Consider the following 22935-nt stretch of genomic DNA (forward strand, 5'->3'; position numbering starts at 1 on the left):
TGTTCAGGCCGCCTGGCCGTTGCCGCTCGCGTTGCCGTCGGCGCGCTGAAATTCTGCAAGCTCGGCGTCCAGGCTCTCGAGCTCGGCGCCACCGGCCATCATGTTGAGCACTTCCTCACGGCTGACCTCGTCCTTGCGGAAGGTGCCGAAGCTGGAGCCGCGCTTGAGGATGGTGAAGGCGTCACCCACCGGATAGGCGTGGTGCACGTTGTGGGTGATGAAGATGACCGCCAGGCCATCGGCGCGGGCCTTGGCGATGTAGCGCAGCACCACCGAGGCCTGCTTGACCCCGAGCGCCGAGGTGGGCTCGTCGAGGATCAGCACCTTGGCGCCGAAGTACACCGCCCGGGCGATGGCCACGCACTGGCGCTCGCCACCGGAAAGGGTGCCGACCGGCTGAGCCGGATCGCGCACATCGATACCGATCTTGGCCATCTCTTCCTTGGCGACGCGATCGGCGAACGTCCAGTCGACGCGACGGGTCGGTCCCCAGCCCCTGGTGGGCTCGCGGCCCATGAAGAAGTTCCGGGTGATCGACATCAGCGGGATCATCGCCAGATCCTGGAAGACCGTGGCGATGCCGGCGTCGAGGGCATCCGAGGGCGAGCTGAAGTGGGCCTCCTTGCCGTCGACCAAGAACTCGCCGTGGGTCGGTACGTGGACCCCCGAGAGGGTCTTGATCAGGGTCGACTTGCCGGCGCCGTTGTCACCGAGCAGGCACATGACCTCGCCGGAGTGAACCTTCATGGAGATGCCGCTCAGGGCGATCACGCTGCCGAAGTGCTTGGCTACGTCGCGCATTTCGATCATCGGGACGGGAGCGTTCATTACTTGGCCTCCAGCGCCTTGCGACGCACGTAGTTGTTGAACAGCACCGCGATCAGCAGCATCGCGCCGAGGAATACCTGGAACCAGTCGGTGTTGACGCCGGTGTAGAAGATGCCCATCTGCACCATGCCGAAGATCAGCGCACCGAAGCTGGCGCCGATGGCGGAGCCATAGCCACCGGTGAGCAGGGCGCCGCCGATGACCACCGCGATGATCGCCTCGAGCTCCTTGAGGATGCCGCGGATGGAGTCGGCCGAGCCGGTGTCCATCACCTGCAGGGCGGCGAACACGCAGGCGGCGAAGGCGGTGAACATGAACAGCACGATCTTGACCAGATTGACCGGCACACCGACGTTGCGTGCCGCTTCCTTGTCGCCGCCGCAGGCGAAGATCCAGTTGCCGAAGCGGGTGAACAGCAACACCCAGGTGGCCAGCGCGGTCAGGCCGAGCCACCACACGATGGAGACCGGGATGCCGCTGACGGTGGGATTGCCGGCGAAGTTGGTACCGATCACGCCGATCTCGGACAGCCAGAGGAAGAAGCCCTCGCCGACCTCTCCGCTGAACAGCGCCGCGAACCAGTCGTTGCCGATGACGTCATGGACCCCGCCGATCTGGGTGCGATCCGCCATCAGACGGGGAATGCCGATAGCCACCCCGCGCAGGATGAACAGAAAGCCCAGGGTGACGATAAAGGATGGCAGTCCGGTCTTGACCACCAGCCAGCCGTTCAGGGCGCCGATCGCCAGGGCGCAGCCGAAGGCGAAGGACAGCGCCGCCCAGATGGGCCAGCCGTACTGCACCGCGGGGATGGCGATCAACATGCCGGCGAAGCCGATCATCGAACCGATCGACAGGTCGAACTCGCCACCGATCATCAACAGCGCCGCCGCCACGGCCAGGATGCCGAGCTGGGCAGAGACTTCGAGGAAGTTGATCACCCCGGCGCCGGAGAACATGCCGGTGCCCGAGGCAACCAGGGCGAAGAACACGATGACCAGCAGGGCGCCGGCGACGGAGCCGAACTCCGGTCGGTGCAGGGCTTTCTTCAGCGGACTGACGTGGGCAAGACGCTCGTCCTTATCTTGGCTGGTGGGAGAGGCGGTGGTGCTCATGGTGACTCCTTGTGAGGGTCGTCTTGTTGTAGGGGCGGAGACGTCCGCGGTGTTGATGGACGTGTTTCGAACTCGCGGACGGATGTTTCGATTCGTCGTGTTATGAAATGTAGATTCCAAGGGAGAAATTAACAATTCAAAAATTCTATACTTTGGTCTATGCGGAATGTTTGTTCCTTTTTGCGTAGGCTGGGCAACAGGCTTGGGGGCTGCCGGGGTCTCACTGTCGATCGACGATTGATCGTGGTAATCCCGTTCGCCTGAAAGCCACCAAGGCATACCCCTTAGCGGCAATGCACATGGATACAAGGAGCAGACGATGAAACTGGCATTGATCGGAGCAGGAAGGATCGGCAGGGTGCACGCACTGTCCATCGCCGCCCATCCCGAGGTCACGTTGGCGGCGGTAGTGGATGCCTACCCCGAGGCCGCCGAGACCCTGGCGCGGGACTTCGGCTCCCGGGCTCGGGACATCGATGACGTGTTCGAGGACCCTGAGATCGACGCCGTGCTGATCGCTTCCAGCACCGCGACCCATATCGACTACCTGGAGCGCGCCGCATCGGCGGGCAAGGCAATGCTGTGCGAGAAGCCCATCGCCCTGGACCTGGCGGCTTCACGGGCGACCGCCGAGCGTGTGGCGCAAAGCCTCTGCGCCTTGGCCTTCAATCGTCGCCATGACCCGCAGTTCTCGGCGCTCAAGGATCAATTGGGGCAGGGCCGCATCGGCAAGCTGGAGACGCTGGCGATCACCAGTCGCGATCCCGAGCCGCCACCCCTCGAGTACGTCAAAGGGTCAGGTGGGCTGTTCCGCGACATGATGATCCACGACTTTGATATGGCCCGCTGGCTGCTCGATGAGCCCATCGTCAGCGTCCACGCCAGCGGCAGTTGTCTGGTGGACCCGGCCATCGGCGAGGCCGGCGACGTGGACAGCGCGGTGGTGGTGATGAAGACGGCCTCGGGGCGCTTGTGCACCATCAGCAATTCTCGGCGTGCGGTATACGGCTACGACCAGCGCATCGAGGCCTTCGGCAGTGACGGCATGTTGCAGGCCCAGAACGAGTGCGACACCCGACTCAAGTTCGTCGGCAAGCAGGGCCAACTGGAGGAAGCGCCGCGCTGGTTCTTCCTCGAGCGCTACGCCGAGGCCTATCGCCGCGAGCTTGACGACTTCTACCAGAGCTGGCGGGAAGGCCGCGCGCCCCGCGCCGGTATCACCGATGGCGTCGAGGCGTTGCGGTTGGCCGAGGCGGCGGATATCTCACGTCGCGAGGGGCGCACGGTCTACGTCGAGGAGGTGTGAGCCCCGGGGCTCTGGGCTAGTGACTCAATCTTTTCCAGCAAAGCGATGAGAGTCACGCACCACCAGCCGGCCTGGGAGCAGCGTTGGGTCACCAGGGATACGTCGATCGAGCAGGTGTGTGATGGCGCTGTCCACCACCGCATCGAGGTTCGGCTGGTAGCTGGTCAGACGGTAGCGCGGTGAGGCGGCCAGCTCGATATCGTCGAAGCCGACGATCGCCAGCTGTCCGTCGAGGCCGGCCTGGTGCAGGGCATCGAGGGCGCCGATGGCAAGGATGTCGTTTTCGCAGAACAGCGCATCCAGGCGCTGTTCTGCCGGTGTCCTTTGCAGGTAGTCGTGCATCGCCTGATACCCCAGAGCGTGGCGATAATCCGTGGCAGCCAGCGTGGCTGCCAGGGTCAGGCCGTGATCCTCAAGCGTCTGGCGATAGCCGTCGAGACGGGGCAGTCGTGATCTGCCGCTGTCGGGGCCGGCCAGATAGCCCAGCCGTCGATGACCTTCGCCGAGCAGCAGCCGGGCGATTTCCGCGCCAGCCGCATGCTCCTGAATTGCCACGATCTGCACCCCATCCACCTCGGTGGTACGAAACAGCTGCACCAGTGGCACGTGCTGGCGCTCGGTAGCAAAACGCACGATGTCCTCGCTCAGCACCGTGCCGAGAAACAACAGCCCGTCGACCTGGAAGCGCTCGGCGATATCGAGCAGCTCACCGGAGCGCACTGGTGGCGAAATATTCAAGAGTATCGACAGCTGGCCCCGCTGTTGCAGCGCCAGGGTGGCGGCATTCAGCATCGCCTGGGTATGCGGATTGGCGAATTGATCGACGACGACGCCGATCAGTTGAGTGCGTCTTGTGGTCAGGCTTCGTGCCAGCAGGTTGGGGCGATAGCCCAGGGCTTCGGCGGCCTCCATCACGCGCTGTCGGGCATTCTCTGAGATCGAGGCGCCGGGAGTGAAGGCCCGCGACACCGTCCACTTGGAGACACCGGCCCGTTCGGCCACCTGGGCGGAGGTCACCTTGCGACCTTGGTCGCGATCGGAACGAATATTCATCGATGATCCTTGACGGAATTTTTCATTCCATACTAGGCTCGTGCTGGCCTGTTTGCAACCGGTTGCATCGGGTCGGATGACGGTGTTGACCCTCTTGAGGTGTTGGCATAGGTCGCCGTCGGAAGAGCCCTTTGTGCCCGCGCCGCCGCCGATGCGTCCACCCGAGCAACGGCGAAACCACACAGCCATATGACAAGGACAACGCCATGAAGCTCTCCATCTGTACCGATGTGATGGCGGACCTCAGCTTTACCGAGATGCTCGACAAGTGCGTGGCGCTCGGGGTGGAAGGTATCGAGATGACCGGTGGTGGCTGGTCGCCGGCGCCGCATTTTCGTGCCGACGAACTGCTCGCCGATAGAAGCCTGCTGGCCTCACGCCTGAAGGAGATCGACGCCCGGGGACTGAAGATCGCCACCTTGAACTGTTCCGGCAATCCGCTCGACCCGGGGGAACTCGGCGAGCGCCACCGAGGTGAGATCGAAAAGACCATCCGGCTCGCCGGTGAGATCGGGGTCAAGCGCATCGTCACCATGTCGGGCCTGCCGGCGGCGGCGCCGGGGGACAGCGTGCCCAATTGGCTCGTCTACACCAGGAGCTGGCCCGATGAGATGCCCGAGCGCGATCGGTACCAGTGGGAAGACTGCGCCTTTCCTTACTGGCACGGCCTGGTGAGGCTGGCCGATGAGGTCGGTGTCGAGCGATTCGCGCTGGAAAATTTTTCGGCGATGCTGGTGTGGAACCCCCAGACCCTGTTTCGCCTGCGTGACGAGGTCGGGCCCAAGGTCGGCATGAACCTGGACCCTTCGCACCTGTTCTGGATGGGGGCCTGCCCGATCGCCGCGGCCAGGGCACTGGGCGATGCCATCCACCACTGCCACGGCAAGGATACCCGCATCGAGCGGGGGCTGGCCGATGTCAACGGTCTGCTCGAGCTCGCCGAGGTCACCGACGTCGCCAATCGCGCCTGGAACTATGTGGCGGTGGGGGCGGGACATGACCTTCAGTGGTGGAAGGAGTTCTTCTCGGTGGTGCGGATGCAGGGCTACAACGACTGGGTCAGCCTCGAGATGGAGGACTTCACCATGTCCACCGAGGCCGGTATCCAGTCGTCGATCGATGCACTGAAGCAGACCATCAGTCGTTAGCGATATGAATATGCTGGTCAAGGGTGCTGCCAAGATGGCCTGTCCGCGGCTGACATGCCTGCGGCTGGCGGAAAAGGGAAGCGATGCACCATAAAAAAGCCCCGCCGGTGGCGGGGCAAAGAGAGAGACGTTCCTTGGTCCGCCGATGACGCCAGCCCCTTACCTGGGCTGCCGGAATCGGCGGAGTTTGTACGGTTACTGTTGCTGCACGATCCACTCGTGTTCAGGGTCGTTCTTGAACTTCCATTCGCGCTTGGGACCGGCCATCACGTTGAGGTAGTAAAGCTCGTAGCCGTGAGGAGCACCCACCGGGTGGTAGCCCCGAGGCACCATCACGCAGCAGCCATTGTCTACCGCCATGGTCTCGTCCAGCGAGCGGTCATCGGTGTAGACCCGCTGAAAGGCGAAGCCCTGGCTCGGATTCAGCCGGTGGTAGTAGGTTTCCTCGAGGATCGACTCCTCGGGCAGATTGTCGACGTCGTGCTTGTGGGGCGGATAGCTCGACCAGTTGCCTGGCGGTGTGTAGACCTCGACCACCAGCAGGCCGTCGGCGGGTTCGGTCTCCGGCAGGATGTCATGGATATGGCGAGTGTTGGTGCCGCCGCCGCGGGTGGAGCACTTGACCTGCTGTGGCGCGATCAGCCTGGCCTTGTGGTTGCCGTGGCCCGGTGCGCTGCACACCGCGATCTCGAGATCGGTCAGTGCCTCGACCTCGAAGTCCGCTCCATCGGGCAGGTAGACCGAGTAGGGTGGCACCTTGTCGAAGATGTCCATGCGCTCGCCGATGTCCTCCCAGCGTTCGCCGGCGCCGGCGACGGTGGCGCGTCCGCTCAACAGCACCAGGCAGTGTTCGCGTGAGCCGGTCTCGCCGCTCAGACGCTGGCCCTTTTGCAGCCGGTGGACACGAAAGCCGACGTGGTCCCAGCCAGCGGATTGCGGGGTGACTTCCAGCACCTTGCCGTCGGCGTCGGGGCTCTGGGGGCGTACAAGAAGCGATGTCATGGACAGGATCTCCTGTTGGTGGCCTGCCCGGTCGCGCAGGGCGCGGGGCGTGGGCGGGCCAGAGTGTCGAGGGGCGAGCTGGCGGCTAGCCCGAGGCGGGGGCCTCGGGAGACGAGCCCTTGTCGGCGGCGCTGTCCTGGCGCACGCCCAGGGCGATGGCCATGCTCTGGGCCAGGCACAGGGTGGCGGTGAGGCCGCGGAAGCTCTTCACTTCCGCTTCCTGTACCACCAGGGTCACGTCGGCGACGCGGGCCAGCGGGCTCAGGGTGGAATCGGTGATGGCAACCACCGGCACGCCTTTATCACGGGTCTGTTCGGCTACTTCGCGGGTTTCCGATGCGTAGGGCGAGAAGCTCACCGCCAGCAGGGCGTCGCGGGGACCGATGGCCCGTGCCTGTTCCTGATGCATACCGCCCAGGGCATTGATCAAGAAGCAGCGTTTGTCGACGTGGTTGAGTGCGTACTGCAGGTAGCTTGCCACCGGGAAGGTGCGGCGCATGCCCATCAGGTGCACCGCCTCGGCGCCTTCCAGAAGGTCCAGCGCGCTCTCCAGCTGGCGCGGGTCGGTACGCCCGGGGAGTTGCTCGAGCATTTCCCGGTTGGCTTCGGCAAATTCCCACAGCAGTTGAGAGCCGCTGGGGGTCTCGCCGGTGGCGGAGCGCACCGCGTGGATGCGCTCTGAGTAGTTGGGCAACTCATCCACCAGGCGTGAGCGAAACAGCTTCTGCATGTCCGAGAAGCCCTTGAACCCAAGGCTGTTGGCAAAGCGAATCAGCGTGGACGGCGTGACGCCCGCCTGCTCGGCCAGCCTCGCCACGGTGGAAAAGGCTACTTCCTGCGGGTGATCGAGCAGAAAACGCGCCGTCTGCTGCAGGCGACGGCTGAGGTCGGGGTACTGCTCGGTGATCTGCGCTTCCAGCGCGCTGAAATCCTGAGGTAGCTCTGCCATGGCGGTTCACTCGGTTGCAGGGTGTTGCCCAGCGTTGGCCGTCGTCTGGGATCACCCTAGTCAATTGGGAATAAAAATTCCATTTATGCTTTAGTATAGAACGTCCGAATGGAACGTTTCATTCAGTGCCAAGGCTATCATTGTTCCCCTGGAGGGGGAGGGTCGCCTTGTACTTTGGTCGACAAGTTGCGGCCACGCCGTCGGTCTTCGTGGGCTCGAAGCCGAGCCCAGATGATTGATTAGCGGGAAAAAGCCACAATCAGCTGAATGCCAAGGCATCTAAGGAGGAAACATTCCCTCTATTTGACCTTGGGAATTTTTGTTCTAAAGTGCGACCTAACCGGTTGCAAACAGTTCTGATGTGACGTTTCCGGCACCTTCTCCTCGGCTCAGGGAGCGCCCCATGCCATCTCGATCACTGCACTTTGCCCTTAACCATATGGTCTGTCCTCGCTACTCCATCGAGCAGCTGATGCGCCTGGCCGCCGAGCTCGGCATCGACGCGGTGGAGCTGCGCAACGACGTCGGCGACAACAGCCTGGCGACCCTCGAGCAGGCCGTTGCCGCCGGAGAGCTGGCCCGGGAGCTGCGTCTGAGCGTGCTCAGCGTCAATGCGCTGTATCCGTTCAATGTGTGGGACAAGGAGCGCGCCGTTCAGGCCGAGCACCTGGCCGAACGGGCAGCGGCGGCGGGCGCCCGGGGTCTGGTGCTGTGTCCGCTGGTCGCCGCGCCCGACGAGGCACCAACAGCCACCGATGTGACCAAGGCGCTGGTGGAGCTGGGGCCAATCCTTGGTCGTCACGGGCTCGTGGGGTTCGTCGAGCCACTGGGCTTTCCTCGCTCGTCGTTGCGACTCAAGGCTGACGCTTTGGCCGCCATCGACGAGGCCGTCGCCATCCTGGGGCCATCGGAGCCGGCGCGCTTTTCGCTGGTGCACGACACCTTTCACCACCGAGGGGCCGGTGAAGCGGCACTGTTCGTCGCGCGCACCGGCCTGGTTCACCTGTCCGGCGTCGAGGATCCGACGCTGACCTTCGACGCCATGCTCGACGGCGACCGGGTGCTGGTGGGTGAGAGCGATCGCCTCGACAACGTCGAACAGGTGCGTCGCCTGCTCGCCGATGGTTATCGCGGTTACCTGTCCTTCGAGCCCTTCGCCGAGTCGGTACACGCGCTTCAGGATCCGGCGGATGCCCTCGCGCGCAGCATTGACGTCATCCGCGATGGAGTGGCCTGAATCGCCGCCGTGACCGCTACATCCATCTAGGTTGACCACGCTGCGATCCTCCAGCGTCGAGCTGAACGCCACCCACCTGGTTCAGTGACAACGTCCTGAACCTGAGCGTGAACAATGATAAGGAGACTTCCATGAAAATCGCCCTCGACCCCTTCATGCATCGCCACGTGCCCCTGGAAAAGCTGCCGCGCCTGGCCAAGGACCTGGGATACGACTATCTCGAGCTGTCGCCCCGGGATGACTTCTTCGACTGGTTCGTCCACCCCCGGGTGTTCCCGTCCCGCCTGCGCTCCTTCAAGCAGGCGCTCAAGGACAGCGAGGTCGAGATCGCCTCGCTGCTGCCGATGTTCCGCTGGGCCAGTCCCCACGAGGACGAGCGCCAGGCGGCGGTGAAGTACTGGAAGAAGGCCATCGAGGTGGCGGTGGAAATGGGGGTGGACACCATGAACTCCGAGTTCGGTCGTGGCCCGCACCCCGAGCGTGGCAGTTGCTCAGCCTGCTGCCATGGCGGCGCCACCACCGAATCCAGCGAGGCCGCCTGGTGGCGCTCGATGGAGGAGCTGGTACCGATCTTCGAGCGCGAAGGCATCCAGCTCAACGTCGAGCCACACCCGGATGACTTTGTCGAGACGCTGCACCCGGCGGTGGACATGATTCGTACTATCGACTCGGACAACGTGAAGTTTCTCTACTGCGCACCCCATACCTTCCACTTTGGCGATGACATGGCGCAGATGATCCGTGACAGCGCCCCGGTGCTGGCCCACGTCCACGTGGCGGATACCTTCAATCACAGGGGATCGTCGGGGCTGCGCTACATCATCAATCCGCCGGGCTCCACCGCCCGCATCCACCAGCATCTGGATATCGGCCAGGGCGAGATCGACTGGGATCTGTTCTTCAAGACGCTGGCCGAGGTCGGCTTCGACGGCATCATGACCGCCTGTGTGTTCGCCTGGGAAGAGCGCGCCGAAGACTCCTCGCGCTTTATGCGCCAGGAGATCCAGCGCTACGTCGATACCTACTTCAACCCACGCTGAGGCTCGTCCTGGCCGCGCTACCTCCACGCCCTGTCCGGCGCCACCGGGTGGGGCGACTTGCCCCCCGGGAGCGTGACGGCAGGCTCCCGTGCTTCCCGGACACTGCTACGACCAAAGATGAACTGAATCGGTTGTTCCAGAGATTGAACGAGTGGAATATCAGTTCTATCATGGATTCAAATAGAACGAACAATCCAAAGTCGTCGGGACGCCCGTCACGGGCAGAGCACGGCTTATCGTGACCACACCAGGGTGACGCCATGACCACCAACAAGACGCTGGACCTAATCTGCCTGGGCCGAGCGGCCGTGGATTTCTACGGCGAACAGATCGGCAGCCGGCTTGAGGACATGTCGTCCTTCAACAAGTACCTCGGCGGCTCGTCGGCCAATATCGCCTACGGTACCGCTCGCATGGGGCTGAAGTCTTCCATGTTGACGCGGGTCGGCGACGAGCACATGGGGCGCTTCGTACGCGAGGAACTGGCCCGGGTGGGCGTGGACGTCAGTCAGGTCATCACCGACCAGGAACGACTCACCGGTCTGGTGATCCTGGGCATCAAGGATCAGGACACCTTTCCGCTGATCTTCTATCGCGACAATTGCGCCGACATGGCGATCAGTGCCGATGACATGGATCCCGAGTTCATCGCCTCCAGTCGGGCGCTGTTGATCACCGGTACCCATTTCTCCACCGACGGCACCTATCAGGCCAGCAAGACCGCCATCGAATACGCCAAGGCGGCCGGCACCAAGGTGATTCTCGATATCGACTATCGTCCGGTGCTGTGGGGCCTGACCTCGCTGGGTGACGGCGAGACCCGCTTTATCTCCGATGATGGTGTCAGCGCCCACCTGCAGACCATTCTGCCGGACCTGGACCTGGTGGTCGGCACCGAGGAAGAGGTCCACATCGCCGGTGGCAGCACCGACACCATCACCGCGCTCAAGCGTATTCGCGAGCTGAGCGATGCCACCATCGTGCTCAAGCTGGGCGCGCAGGGCTGCACCGTGCTCGACGGTGAGATTCCCGACAGCGAGTCCGAGTTCGAGGTATTCACCGGGGTGCGTGTCGAGGTGCTCAATGTGCTGGGTGCCGGTGACGCCTTCCTCAGCGGTTTTCTGCGCGGCTGGCTCAACGGTGAAAGTCATGAGCAAAGCTGTGCCTACGCCAACGCCTGCGGGGCCCTGGTGGTCTCCCGCCACGGCTGTGCCCCGGCGATTCCCAGCAGCGAGGAACTCGACGACTACCTGAGTCGCGCCGAGGATATCCCGCGTCCCGACCTGGACACGCGGCTCAACCACCTGCACCGGGTCACCACCCAGCGTAGCCCGACGCAGTGGTCGGATCTGTGCGTGCTGGCCTTCGACCATCGCAAGCAATTCTACGACATGGCCCGGGAGGTTGGCGCCGACCCCGGAAGGATCAAGACGTTGAAACGGCTGCTGGTGCAGGCGGCGGAGCAGGGCGCCGGACATATCGGTGACAGCCAGATGGGCGTGCTGATCGACGACACCTACGGTCAGGATGCACTCAATGACGTGACCGGGCGCGGCTGGTGGATTGGCCGCCCGGTGGAGTTGCCGAGCTCGCGTCCCATCGAGCTGGAAGGCGGGCGCAATATCGGTGCCCGACTGGCCGCCTGGCCACGCGAGCACATCGTCAAGTGCCTGGTGTTCTACCACCCGGAGGACCAGCTCGACCTGCGCCGCACCCAGGAGCGCCAGGTGGTGGAGCTGTATGACGCCTGCCTCAGGACCGGGCACGAGCTGCTGCTCGAGATCATTCCGCCCAAGGATCAGCAAAGCGATGACGATACCTTTCTCAACGCCATGCAGCGCTTTTACAACCTCGGCGTCTATCCCGACTGGTGGAAGCTGCCGCCGCAGACCCCCGCGGCCTGGGAGCGCATCAGCGTGCTGCTGGCTCGACGCGCCCCTCACTGTCGCGGCGTGGTGATGCTGGGGCTCGATGCGCCCCTCGAGACGCTCAAGAAGGGCTTCATGGACAGCGCCGGGTTCGACGTGTGCAAGGGCTTCGCGGTGGGGCGCTCGATCTTTGCCGAGCCCAGCCGTCGCTGGCTCGCCGGCGAGGCCGACGACCAGGCGCTGATCGACGATGTCGTCGCCAATTACCGCGAACTGGTGGACTGCTGGAAAGAACGCCAGAGCGTCTGAACGAGAATGAGCGAAATGGGGGTGAGCGTGGTAGCGCTCCCAGACCATGACCAAGATAACGATAATCCGGGTCCCCTCAGGACCCGGTAGCCATCTCCGAGAGCATTGCCATGTCCACGATTCGACTGACCATGTCCCAGGCGGTGATCCGCTACATGCAGGCCCAGAAGGTGAACGTCGCCGGCCAGATCAAGCCGCTGTTTCCCGGCGTCTGGGCGATCTTCGGCCACGGCAACGTGGCCGGCCTCGGCGAGGCGCTGTATCAGGCCCGTGAGACGCTGCCGACCTACCGCGCCCACAACGAGCAGGCCATGTGCCACGCCGCCATTGCCTTCACCAAGACGCTCAATCGGCGCCAGGTGATGGCCTGTACCGCCTCCGCCGGTCCTGGTTCGGTGAACATGGTAACCGCGGCGGCGGTGGCCCACGTCAATCGACTGCCGCTACTGCTGCTGCCGGGCGACACCTTCGCCACGCGCAAGCCCGATCCGGTGCTGCAGCAGGTCGAGAACTTCCACGACCACACCCTGACCTCCAACGACTGCTTCAAGCCGGTGAGTCGCTTCTTCGATCGCATCACCCGGCCGGAGCAACTGCTGACGTCGCTGCCCCAGGCGATGCGAGTGCTGACTGACCCGGTGGAGTGTGGTCCGGTGACCCTGGCGCTGCCCCAGGACATCCAGACCGAGGCCTACGACTATCCCGAGCATTTCTTTGCCGAGAAGGTACACCACCTGCGCCGTCAGGCCGCCGACCCGCGCGAGCTCGACGATGCCATCGCCTTGATCCGCTCGGCCGAGCGACCGCTGCTGGTGGCCGGTGGCGGCGTCCACTACGCCGAGGCGCTGGCTGAGCTCGACGCCTTCGTCAGCCGCTACCAGGTGCCAGTGACCGAGACCCAGGCGGGCAAGGGCGCGCTGCCCTGGGACCATGCCAGCAACGTCGGCACCCTGGGTGTGACCGGTTCAGCCGCCGCCAACAGCTTGGCCCAGGAAGCGGATCTGATCATCGCCGTGGGCACCCGGCTTGGCGATTTCGCCTCTGGCTCCCGGGCGCTGATCAACCCCGAGGCGAAGATACTGTGTCTCAACGTGGCCTCCTTCGATGCGGTCAAGCACTACGCCCAGCCGCTGGTGGGCGATGCCCGCTTGAGCCTTGTCAGCCTGAAGGACGGGCTCGAGCAGGGCACCGACCCGTGGCGGCCGGCCTCGTCCTGGAGCGAGCGGGCGGCCGCGCTGCGCGACGACTGGAATGCCACCGTGGAACGGGTGACCCAGGATCGCGGCACCGGGCTGCCCTGTGACGCCGAGGTGGTGGGGGCGGTCAACCGCGCTGCCGGCGAACGCGACATCGTGGTGTGTGCCGCGGGTGGCCTGCCGGGCGAGCTGCAGAAACTGTGGCGTACTCGCTTCGATCGCGGCTACCACATGGAATACGGCTACTCCTGCATGGGCTACGAACTTGCCGGAGGCCTCGGCACCAAGATGGCGCTGCCCGATTCAGAGGTGTTCGTGATGGTCGGTGACGGCTCCTACCTGATGATGAACTCGGAGATCGCCACCTCGGTAATGCTGGGGCACAAGATCATCGCGGTGGTGCTCGACAATCGCGGCTATGGCTGCATCCATCGACTTCAGCAATTCTGCGGCGGCCCCGGCTTCAACAACCGGCTGGAGGACTGCCTGAGCGTCGAGGCCGGCGCGCCCAAGACCGACTTCGCCGCCCACGCCGCCGCCCTGGGCGCCAATAGCGAGAAGGTCGCCAATATCGCCGAGCTTGAGCAGGCGCTCGTGCGCGCCAGGGCGTCCGACATCAGCTATGTGATCGCCATCGACACCGATGGCCTCAACGACACCAAGGAAGGTGGTGCCTGGTGGGACGTGGCGGTGCCTGAAGTCTCGCCGCGTCAGGAAGTGGTGGACGCCCGCGAGCGCTATCAGTCCCACAAGGCGCGTCAGGCCAGAAATCTCTAGGCCCGAATCCGCCCTGCCATAACAACCAGATATTCCAGGCGCGCCGGCGCCTGGAGCACCGAACGCCGGAGGACGCCATGAGCATAAGACTGGGCATCAACCCCCTGACCTGGACCAATGATGACCTGCCCTCGCTGGGCGGAGACACCCCGCTGGAGACCTGCCTCGCCGAGGGACGAGAGGCCGGTTTCGACGGCTTCGAGCTGGGCCACAAGTTCCCCCGCGACGCCGCCACCCTGGGGCCGATCCTCGAGCGTCACCAACTGTCGCTGGTGTCAGGCTGGTACAGCGCCGAGCTTTTGACCCGCAGCGCCGAGGAAGAAATCGCAGCGCTGACGCCCCATCTGGAACTGCTCAAGGCGCTCGGCGCCAGGGTCATGGTGTTCTGCGAGGTCTCGCGCTGCGTGCATGGACAGATGGGGGTACCGCTGAGCCATCGCCCCACCATGAGCGACGAGGAATGGACGCTGTTTACCGAGCGCCTTGACCAGGTGGCCGAACACTGCCAGCGCGAGGGCGTGCAGATCGCCTATCACCACCATCTGGGAACGCTGGTGGAATCCGAGGCCGACATCGACCGGCTGATGGCGAACACCGGACCGGCGCTGGGCCTGCTGCTGGACACCGGCCACCTGGTGGCCGCCGGTGGCGATCCGTTCGGCGTGCTCGAGCGTCACGCTGCACGCGTCAACCATGTGCACTGCAAGGATATCCGTGCCGAGGTGCTGGCCGATGTGCGCAACCGCAACCGGAGCTTCCTGGAAGGGGTACTGGACGGCATGTTCACCGTGCCCGGTGATGGCTTCATCGACTATGGCCGGTTGTTCCAGGGGCTGGTCGCGCACGACTACCAGGGCTGGGTGGTGGTGGAGGCCGAGCAGGATCCCGCCGTGGCCCATCCACTGACCTATGCCCGCAAGGGCTATGACCATCTTGCACGCTGCTGCGACGAGGCCGGGCTGGCCCTGGCCTCGTGACGGCGCCCCCCGTGCCGATGTCTTCAGCCATCTGTTCGATAACTCTTTGTATCAGGAGCACCGCATGACCATTCTGGGCAACTTTATCGCTGGCCAGCCCCAGGCCAGCCACAGTGGCCGCACTGCCGAGGTCTTCGACCCGGCCAGCGGCGAGGTGACACGTCAGGTAGCACTGTCCAGCGCCGACGAGACCCGCGACGCCATCCGCGTCGCTGACGAGGCCTTCCCCGGCTGGGCCAAGATGTCACCGCTCAAGCGTTCACGCATTCTGTTCAAGTTCAAGGCGCTGGTGGAAGAGCACGCCGACGAGATCGCGCGACTGATTTCCTCCGAGCACGGCAAGGTGTTCTCCGACGCCAAGGGCGAGCTGACACGCGGGCTCGAGGTGGTGGAATTCGCCTGCGGCATACCGCACCTGCAGAAGGGTGAACATTCCCTCAACGTCGGCACCGGTGTCGACAGCTTCTCGCTGATGCAGCCGCTGGGCGTGTGCGCCGGCATCTCGCCGTTCAACTTCCCGGCCATGGTACCGATGTGGATGTTCCCGGTGGCGCTGGCCTGCGGTAACACCTTCGTGATGAAGCCATCGGAGAAGGATCCGTCCACGCCGATGCGCCTGGCTGAGCTGCTCAAGCAAGCCGGCCTGCCGGACGGCGTGTTCAACGTAGTCAATGGCGACAAGGAGAGCGTGGACGTGCTGCTCACCGATGAGCGGGTGCAGGCGGTCAGCTTCGTCGGCTCGACGCCCATCGCCGAATACATCTACGCCACGGCGTCTGCCCACGGCAAGCGGGTTCAGGCGCTGGGCGGCGCCAAGAACCACATGGTGGTGATGCCCGATGCCGACCTCGACCAGGCGGTGGATGCGTTGATGGGCGCGGCCTACGGCAGCGCTGGCGAGCGCTGCATGGCAATCTCGGTGGCGGTGCCGGTGGGCGAGGAGACCGCCGAGCGGTTGCGCGCCAAGCTGGTCGAACGGCTGCGGACGCTGAGCGTCGGCCCCGGCATCAAGGATGGGCCGGACCACGACATGGGGCCGCTGGTCACCCGCGCTCACCTGGACAAGGTGGTCGGCTATATCCAGGCCGGCGTCGACGAGGGCGCCGAGCTGGTGGTGGACGGACGCGAGGCGACTATCGACAACGCCGGCAATGGCTTCTTCGTCGGTGGTTCGCTGTTCGACCACGTCACGCCGGGCATGCGCATCCACCGTGAGGAAATCTTCGGCCCGGTGCTGGCGATCGCCCGCGTCGACAGCTTCGAAGACGCCCTGGCCATGGTCAACGACCACGAATACGGCAATGGTACCGCCATCTTCACCCGTGACGGCGCCGCCGCTCGCCAGTACTGCGAGCGCATTCAGGTCGGTATGGTCGGCGTCAACGTGCCGATCCCGGTGCCCATGGCCTTTCACAGCTTTGGCGGCTGGAAGCGCTCGCTGTTCGGCCCGCTGCATATGCATGGCCCCGACGGCGTGCGCTTCTACACCCGCATGAAGACCATCACCCAGCGCTGGCCCAGCGAGGTCCGTGATAGCGGCGGTCACTTCACCATGCCGACGCTGTAGCTGTAGCTGTACCTGTGGTCCTGTGACTGCGTATGACGCCGTAGCGGTGCGTGTGTCGCCTTGGCGATGCATCAAGCGTCCCGCTTCGGCGTTGGTGCCCTGTCCCGTCGGCGATGCTGCGGCGTACCGGGGGCGGATGCTATCCGGTTGCGCCGTTTCACGCTTGCCAAGGCGCCGAATCCGGCGCCTTCTTTTTGGCTATCGCGGCAGGTGTTGAAGCGTGGGACTGGAGCGAGTGGTTAAGGCGGATAGATGATGTTTGTGTGCGCCAATTCAGTTAAAGGTGTCGTCATGGATTACGTTATTTACAATTTTGTCGGATCAGGCGTTCGAGTCGACTAAAGTATAGAACGTTTGGTTTGTTGTTTTTTTCTTTCGGAATGTATGTTTCATTTGGTGCGGGCCCTGGAAAAGCATGGACCGCCGAGGTTGGAGTCCTGACCGTTTGCAACCGGTCACAAGGGCCATCGATCCTCCAATAACAAGTGGACAACGTTATGAGCACAGAAGCGGCAGGGGCGCAGGCGACCGCGACAGCGGACGACAACGCCCAGAGCGAAGAGCTCGAATATCAACGCATTCCCCCCAGCCGGCAGTTGAGCGGCAAGTACTTTCTCGGGGCCTACTCCGGTGAGCACGTGGCCGGCACCGAATTCGTCATCGGCGCAGCGCTGGTCACCTTAGGTGTTTCCACCGGTGATCTGATCTGGGGCCTGATTCTCGGTAATTTCATGGCGGTGCTGTCCTGGGCCTGGATCTGCAGTCCGGTGGCTACCCGCACCCGCATGACGGTGTACTGGTTCCTGGCCCGGCTTGCCGGCAAGAAGATCTCCACCGTCTACAACATCCTCAATGGTGTCTTCTACGCCGTCATCGCCGGCGCCATGATCACGGTCTCGGCCTCGGCCTTCCGGGTGCTGACCGATATTCCGCCCCAGGTGGGACTCTATCCCACCAGTGCCAGCTTCGTGATCCTGGCGCTGCTGGTCGGCGCCTTTACCGTCTGGCTGACCCTCAAGGGCTTCAAGCGCATCGCCAACTTTTCCACCGTATGCGCGCCCTGGATGGCGATCATGTTCCTGGTCAGCGGTATCCTGTCGATCCCCATCGTCACCCACCTGGGCGCCGAGCAAGGCATCGATGGCCTGGGCAACGTGCTCGGTGCACTGGTGTGGACCGGCGTTACTCCCGAAGGCGAGCCTGGCATCAACATGTGGGTCATCGCCGCCTGGGCCTGGGGCATCAACCTGCCGATGCACCTCGGCATGAGCGACATGAGCATCCTGCGCTTCGCGCGCAAGTCCTCCTACGGCTACTTTTCAGCCTCTGGCATGTACATCGGCCACTTCATGGCCTGGGTCTGTGCGGGCATCCTTGGCGCCACCTCGGCGATGCTGCTCAAGGAAGCCATGGTCGATCTTGATCCGGGCGCCATCGCCTTCCGTCTGCTCGGCGCCATGGGGCTGGTGGCGGTAGTGATCGCCGGCTGGACCACTTCGATCCCCAGCCTCTATCGCTCCGGGCTGGCGTTTCAGGCGGTGTTCCATCGTCACAAGCCGTTCAACGTTGCCCTGGTGGTGGGGGCTGCCACCACGGTCGTCGCCTGCTTCCCGTTCGTCTTCGGTTCGCTGCTCAACGTCCTGTCCTACTTCGTGATGATGATGGCCCCCATCGGCGCGATCATCGCCGCCGAGCATTTCCTGCTGCCGCGCCTGTCGATCCGCCCGCTGTGGCGCGAACATCAGGGACTCGAGGACAATCGTCCGGCCATGCTGACCTGGGCCATCGGGGTGATCCTCGGCGTCGTGCTCATTGCCCTGCCCCAGGTGCATCTGTTTGTCGTGTTTCTCCCGGTGTGGACCCTGAGCTTTCTGCTCTACCCGCTGCTGTGCCGCCGGATGGGCGCGAACACCGAGTCCGGTATCGACTACTACGAAGAGGCCTATGGTCCGGTGGATCCGCCGGAACTGCCCGGCGAGTCGCCCCAGGCGCAGCCCGCGGTCAATCGTCGTGATCCGCTGTACCTGATCTCGTTTGCCTGTCTGGTGACCATCATCGCCGTGGCGCTATGGTCCTGGACCGGTGACAACGCCGCTGTCGTCGACTACGTGGAAACCTTCAAGTGGCTGGTGATTCCGCTGTCGCTGGTGTACTTCGTGTGCGCCTCGATCTGGATTCATCGTCGTCGCCCGGCGGCGGCGCTTGCCGCAGACGATCCCCATGTGTGATGACCCCAACCCTCAACAAGGATAAGTGACATGGCCGCCCGAGCGATCGGGCGGCCATGCCACCTGGCTCTGGCACCAGCGCCACGACGCTGGTCGAGCCTCGACGCTGCCCATATGACGTTTTCGACCCATGGGAGGGCAGCAGGTGCGATTTCAACAAGTGGTCAATAACAGAAAGGAGCCAGACATGACGCTATCTATCGGCATCATCGGTACCGGAGCCATCGGCAAGGAACATATGCGCCGGCTGAACCATACCCTCAAGGGTGCGAGGGTGGTGGCCGCCAGTGATGTCGGCCTTGAGCAGGCGCAGGCCGCCATCGACGAGGTCGGCATCGAGGCCAGGGCCTATGCCAGCGGCCACGACGTCATCAACGCCGCCGAGGTCGACGCCGTGGTGGTGACCTCCTGGGGACCGACCCACGAGGAATTCGTGCTGGCCGCCATCGAGGCGGGCAAGCCGGTATTCTGCGAAAAACCCCTGGCCACCACCGCCGAGGGCTGCCTGCGTATCGTCGAGGCCGAGATTGCCTCGGGTCGTGCGCTGGTCCAGGTAGGCTTCATGCGCCGTTTCGACTGGGCATACCGCCAGCTGAAGGCGCTGCTCGACGAGGGTGGCATCGGCCAGCCGCTGATCGCCAAGTGTGCGCATCGCAATGCCCAGGCCAACTTCTCCGGCGATGCGGGCCTGATCGATTCCTGCGTCCACGAGTTCGACGTGATGCGCTGGCTGCTGGAGGACGACTACGTCAGCGCCCAGGTCATCCAGCCGCGGGTTTCCAGCCTGGTGGAGGGTGATCTGCAGGACCCCTCGCTGATCATCCTGCGCACCCGCAAGGGCATGGTCATCACCATCGAGAGCTTCCTCAACTGCCAGTACGGCTATGACATTCGCTGCGAACTGGTGGGGGAGAGCGGCGTTGCCGATCTGCCGCAACCGGCGAGCGTGCCGCTGCGTCACAGCGCACGGGATTCCCTGGGCGTGATCACCCACTGGAAGGATCGCTTTATCGACGCCTTCGATGTGGAGTTTCAGGAGTGGGTTGATGCCACCGCCAAGGGCGAGCGTCATGGCCCTACCGCCTGGGATGGCTATGTGGCGGCGGTGACCAGTGACGCCTGCGTCAAGGCGCGGCATTCGCAGCAGGTCGAGCCGATCGCGCTGGCCGAGCGTCCCGCCTTCTACCGCTGAAACTGGTGTCACGCTGCTTGCCCTGATGGCGCAGGCGGCTGGCATCGTTGGCCACGGGCGTCGCTATGCTCGGCGCCCGCGACTTTTTCACGGGGCCACGAGTGTCTTGGCGCCGTGGCACGAATCACGCCAGTCGAATATGCTGTTGGCCGGCCATTTCCGCCAGGTCCTGAAGCCTGGCGGGAGCATAAGCAAAACGAGGCACTGGCCACGCCCGCTGTCGACTGGAGACTCCCTCAATGCGTCATCTTCGAAGCCGTGGCCTCAAGGCCCTGACGGCTGTGCTCGCCGGTAGCATGGTGCTGACCGCCGCAAGCGCCCACGCCCAGACCCGCCTGACCTACAAGTCCGCCTCCGCCGGTACCGCCTACTACCAGATGGGAGTGGAGCTGTCCGAGGCGATCAAGGCCGGCACAGAGGGTGACATGACCCTGACCCTGGAAGAGAGCCAAGGCTCGGTGCAGAACGTCATGGAGGTGATGGCGCGTCCCGGCAACTACGTCTTCACCTCGCCGCCCGGCCTGGTGACCCGCGCCCGCGAGGGTACCGGCCCCTTCGAGAGTCGCAACCATCCGCGCTTGCAGGACATTCGTGCACTCTTCCCGATTCCCTCGCTGACCATGCACTTCGTGGTGGCGGGCGAGCAGGACACCCTCGGCATCGATGAACTGGCCGGCAAGCACCTGCTGATCGGCCAGGGCTCCTTCGGTGCCCGCGAGGCCGCACGCTATCTCGAGCTGTTCGACCTCGCCGACCAGGTCGAGGTCGACGACGCCGACTTGGGCAGCGCCCCCGACGCGCTCAAGAACGGCCAGATCGACGCCTTCGCCACCGCCAGTTCCTTTCCCGCACCCAACGTGATCGAGACCGCCGCGAGCCATGATGTCGGCCTGGTGTCGTTCACCGAAGCACAGGTCGAGGCCACCGGCGCCGCGCCCCAGACCATCCCCGCCGGCACCTACGCCGGTATCGACGAGGACGTGCTGACCACCTCGCTGCCGGTGGTGGCCTACACCACCAGCGCGATGGACGAGGACACCGCCTACACCCTGACCAGGACCTTCTGGGAGCGCCGCGAGGCCATGGCCGAGACCTCGCCCTGGTGGCAGGCGATCTCGCCGCAGATGCTGACCAACCTCGAGGGTCCGCTGCACCCCGGCGCCCTGCGCTATTACGACGAGGTCGACGTGAAGGTGCCTGAGGCCCTGCGCTGAGACGATCCTGTCCAGATCTCGACCCGGCGGGCCCCTGTGGGCCCGCTCCGTTTCATCGATGATGTGCTGAATTCATGAACTCAAGCGACGCTTCATCGTCGGCCGCAGCGGCCGACGCGCGTGACCCTGTGCGTTCGCCGTGGCCGGGTGCCCCGTTGTGGATCGCGCTCGGTGCCCTGTCGGTGGTGTTTCACCTGGGGTTGATCTTCCACGGCCTGACGCCGGCACTGATCAGTCGGCCACTGCACATGGCGCTGGTGTTGCCCTGGGTGCTGGTGTTTGCCGCCCGCACGCCGTGGCAGCGCATCAGCGGCCTGGGGCTGACCGCCCTCGGTATCGCCGCCTGCGGTTATATCGCCTTGAACGAGGACGCCCTGAGCGGCCAGTACGGCTTTATCGACACCCCCCTGCAGATGGCGGTGGGCTTGCTGCTGATTGTGGTGGCGCTGGAGGCCGCCCGGCGTGCCATCGGCTGGCCGCTGCCGCTGGTGACCGCGATCGCGCTGGGCTATGCGGCCCTGGGCCAGTACGTGCCCGGCGAGTTTGGTCATCCTGGCCTGCCCATGGCCAGCCTGGTCGGTTCGCTGACCATCGCCGAGGGCGGGCTGTGGGGCAAGCTGACCGGGGTCAGTGTCTCGGTGGTGGCGATCTTCGTGATCTTCGGTGCGGTGCTCAACGCGGGCGAGGCGGGGCGTGGCTTCATGAACCTGGCCGGCGCCGCGGCGGGCCGCCTGACCGGTGGTGGTGCCAAGGTATCGGTGATTTCCAGTGCGCTGATGGGCTCGATCTCGGGCTCGGCATCGGCCAACGTGGCCTCCACCGGAGCCATCACCATCCCGTCCATGGCGCGGCTTGGCTATCCGCGCTCGCTGGCGGCGGCGGTGGAGGCGGTGGCCTCGTCCGGGGGCCAGATCATGCCGCCGCTGATGGGCGCCGGGGCCTTCGTCATGGTCGAGCTGACCGGCACCCCCTACACCGAGATCATGGCCGCGGCGCTGCTGCCGGCTTTCCTCTACTTCGCCACGGTGTGGCTCGGCATCAACGCCTTCGCCACCCGTTTCGATCTCAAGCCGGTGGCTGCCGAGGACCGCCCGGCAGCGCGCGAGGTGATCACCACCGCACTGTTCTTCGCGGTGCCCTTTGCGATCCTGCTTGAGCGCATCTTCCACGCCGGCAATACACCCCAGTACGCCGCCAGCGTGGCGATCTTCGCAGGCCTTGCGCTGTTGGCCATGAACGCCGAGCTGAAGGTGTCGGGGACGGAGTTCCGCGCCCGCCTGGCCCAGGCAGCGCTGACCGCCGGGCGCCAGATCGCGGTCATCGGCGCGATCATCCTGTGCGCCTCCCTGGTCATCGGGGTGCTGTCGCTGACCGGGCTCGGGGTCAAGGTCACCTCGGCGATCCTGTCGCTGTCCGGTGGGCAGCTGTGGCCGGCGCTGCTGCTTACCGCTCTGGCCTGCCTGGTGCTGGGCATGGAGGTGCCGACTACCGCCGCCTACGTCATCTGCGTCTCGGTGGCTGGGCCGGCGCTGACCGAACTGGGCCTGCCGCTGTTGACCGCCCATCTGTTCGTGTTCTGGTTCGCGCTGCTGTCCACCATCACCCCACCGGTATGTGGTGCGGTATTCATCGCCGCCGGCATGGCCGACGAGAACTGGCTGAAGGTGGCGGGCAAGGCCATGGCGCTGGGGGTCGGGCTCTACGTCATTCCGCTGGCGATGGTCGCGCACCCGGCGCTGCTCGACCTTGACTCCGGCGTCTTCGCCGCCCTGGCCACCACCCTGGGCGTGCTGATCGGCCTCGGTCTGGTGTCCTACGGGCTGATCGGGCGTTTCGCCTGGTGGCTAAGGGCTGCGCTGGTGGCGCTCGGGCTCGGCGTCATCTTCGTGCCCTGGCCGGTGTAAAAGCGTGGTGGCAAGTATCGCGTCG

Annotated in this window: 17 protein-coding genes; 12 read left to right on the forward strand and 5 right to left on the reverse strand. The window is 64.6% G+C overall.

The features are described from left to right. Nucleotides 1–3: 3 nt before the first annotated feature. Nucleotides 4–828, reverse strand: a complete 825-nt coding sequence (locus EBB56_RS18950; protein WP_108131847.1) for an ATP-binding cassette domain-containing protein — start codon at nt 826–828, stop codon at nt 4–6. Then, nucleotides 828–1943 (reverse strand): ABC transporter permease, encoded by a 1116-nt coding sequence (locus EBB56_RS18955; RefSeq protein WP_045993147.1) that lies wholly within the window; start codon nt 1941–1943, stop codon nt 828–830. Before EBB56_RS18955 ends, EBB56_RS18950 begins: the two co-directional genes overlap by 1 nt. Before the next feature lie 319 nt (nt 1944–2262). Here EBB56_RS18955 and iolG point away from each other — a divergent pair, with 319 nt between their 5' ends. Further along, nucleotides 2263–3249 (forward strand): inositol 2-dehydrogenase, encoded by a 987-nt coding sequence (gene iolG / locus EBB56_RS18960; protein ID WP_045993148.1) that lies wholly within the window; start codon nt 2263–2265, stop codon nt 3247–3249. A gap of 24 nt (nt 3250–3273) precedes the next feature. On the opposite strand, the gene EBB56_RS18965 is transcribed toward iolG, so the two are convergent. Beyond that, nucleotides 3274–4302 (reverse strand): LacI family DNA-binding transcriptional regulator, encoded by a 1029-nt coding sequence (locus EBB56_RS18965; protein ID WP_124805064.1) that lies wholly within the window; start codon nt 4300–4302, stop codon nt 3274–3276. Between the two features lie 206 nt (nt 4303–4508). On the opposite strand from EBB56_RS18965, the gene EBB56_RS18970 reads away from it, so the two are divergent. Further along, nucleotides 4509–5450, forward strand: a complete 942-nt coding sequence (locus EBB56_RS18970; RefSeq protein WP_124805065.1) for a sugar phosphate isomerase/epimerase — start codon at nt 4509–4511, stop codon at nt 5448–5450. A gap of 195 nt (nt 5451–5645) precedes the next feature. On the opposite strand, the gene iolB is transcribed toward EBB56_RS18970, so the two are convergent. After that, nucleotides 5646–6452 (reverse strand): 5-deoxy-glucuronate isomerase, encoded by an 807-nt coding sequence (gene iolB / locus EBB56_RS18975; protein WP_045993151.1) that lies wholly within the window; start codon nt 6450–6452, stop codon nt 5646–5648. Nucleotides 6453–6537: 85 nt separating this feature from the next. After that, nucleotides 6538–7401: a MurR/RpiR family transcriptional regulator gene (locus tag EBB56_RS18980; RefSeq protein WP_124805066.1), complete on the reverse strand. Its 864-nt coding sequence runs from the start codon at nt 7399–7401 to the stop codon at nt 6538–6540. 403 nt (nt 7402–7804) lie between these two features. Here EBB56_RS18980 and EBB56_RS18985 point away from each other — a divergent pair, with 403 nt between their 5' ends. The 10 genes from EBB56_RS18985 to EBB56_RS19030 all read left to right on the forward strand — a co-directional run bounded on the left by EBB56_RS18985 (nt 7805) and on the right by EBB56_RS19030 (nt 22910). Continuing rightward, nucleotides 7805–8638 carry a TIM barrel protein gene (locus EBB56_RS18985; RefSeq protein ID WP_124805067.1) on the forward strand — a complete coding sequence of 278 codons (834 nt, stop codon included), beginning with the start codon at nt 7805–7807 and terminating at the stop codon, nt 8636–8638. Between the two features lie 131 nt (nt 8639–8769). Continuing rightward, nucleotides 8770–9678 carry a sugar phosphate isomerase/epimerase family protein gene (locus tag EBB56_RS18990; protein WP_124805068.1) on the forward strand — a complete coding sequence of 303 codons (909 nt, stop codon included), beginning with the start codon at nt 8770–8772 and terminating at the stop codon, nt 9676–9678. Nucleotides 9679–9938: 260 nt separating this feature from the next. Further along, the gene (iolC, locus tag EBB56_RS18995) at nt 9939–11855 is read left to right on the forward strand and encodes a bifunctional 5-dehydro-2-deoxygluconokinase/5-dehydro-2-deoxyphosphogluconate aldolase (RefSeq protein ID WP_124805069.1); all 1917 of its coding nucleotides are present in this window, start codon (nt 9939–9941) and stop codon (nt 11853–11855) included. 110 nt (nt 11856–11965) lie between these two features. Next, nucleotides 11966–13828: a 3D-(3,5/4)-trihydroxycyclohexane-1,2-dione acylhydrolase (decyclizing) gene (gene iolD / locus EBB56_RS19000; protein ID WP_124805070.1), complete on the forward strand. Its 1863-nt coding sequence runs from the start codon at nt 11966–11968 to the stop codon at nt 13826–13828. A gap of 77 nt (nt 13829–13905) precedes the next feature. Then, nucleotides 13906–14805, forward strand: coding sequence for a myo-inosose-2 dehydratase (gene iolE, locus EBB56_RS19005; RefSeq protein ID WP_124805071.1), 900 nt, complete (start codon nt 13906–13908; stop codon nt 14803–14805). A gap of 64 nt (nt 14806–14869) precedes the next feature. Beyond that, nucleotides 14870–16372 carry a CoA-acylating methylmalonate-semialdehyde dehydrogenase gene (locus EBB56_RS19010; RefSeq protein WP_124805072.1) on the forward strand — a complete coding sequence of 501 codons (1503 nt, stop codon included), beginning with the start codon at nt 14870–14872 and terminating at the stop codon, nt 16370–16372. Between the two features lie 497 nt (nt 16373–16869). Further along, nucleotides 16870–18600, forward strand: a complete 1731-nt coding sequence (locus EBB56_RS19015; protein ID WP_108449519.1) for a cytosine permease — start codon at nt 16870–16872, stop codon at nt 18598–18600. Nucleotides 18601–18787: 187 nt separating this feature from the next. Beyond that, nucleotides 18788–19792 carry a Gfo/Idh/MocA family protein gene (locus EBB56_RS19020; RefSeq protein ID WP_045993160.1) on the forward strand — a complete coding sequence of 335 codons (1005 nt, stop codon included), beginning with the start codon at nt 18788–18790 and terminating at the stop codon, nt 19790–19792. Between the two features lie 239 nt (nt 19793–20031). Continuing rightward, the gene (locus EBB56_RS19025; protein ID WP_124805073.1) at nt 20032–21006 is read left to right on the forward strand and encodes a TAXI family TRAP transporter solute-binding subunit; all 975 of its coding nucleotides are present in this window, start codon (nt 20032–20034) and stop codon (nt 21004–21006) included. 74 nt (nt 21007–21080) lie between these two features. Next, on the forward strand, nt 21081–22910 hold the full coding sequence (locus EBB56_RS19030) for a TRAP transporter fused permease subunit (protein WP_124805074.1): 1830 nt from the start codon (nt 21081–21083) through the stop codon (nt 22908–22910). Nucleotides 22911–22935 lie beyond the last annotated feature (25 nt).

Origin of the sequence: Halomonas sp. YLB-10, from assembly GCF_003856855.1 — a bacterium.
Lineage (GTDB): Bacteria > Pseudomonadota > Gammaproteobacteria > Pseudomonadales > Halomonadaceae > Halomonas > Halomonas litopenaei.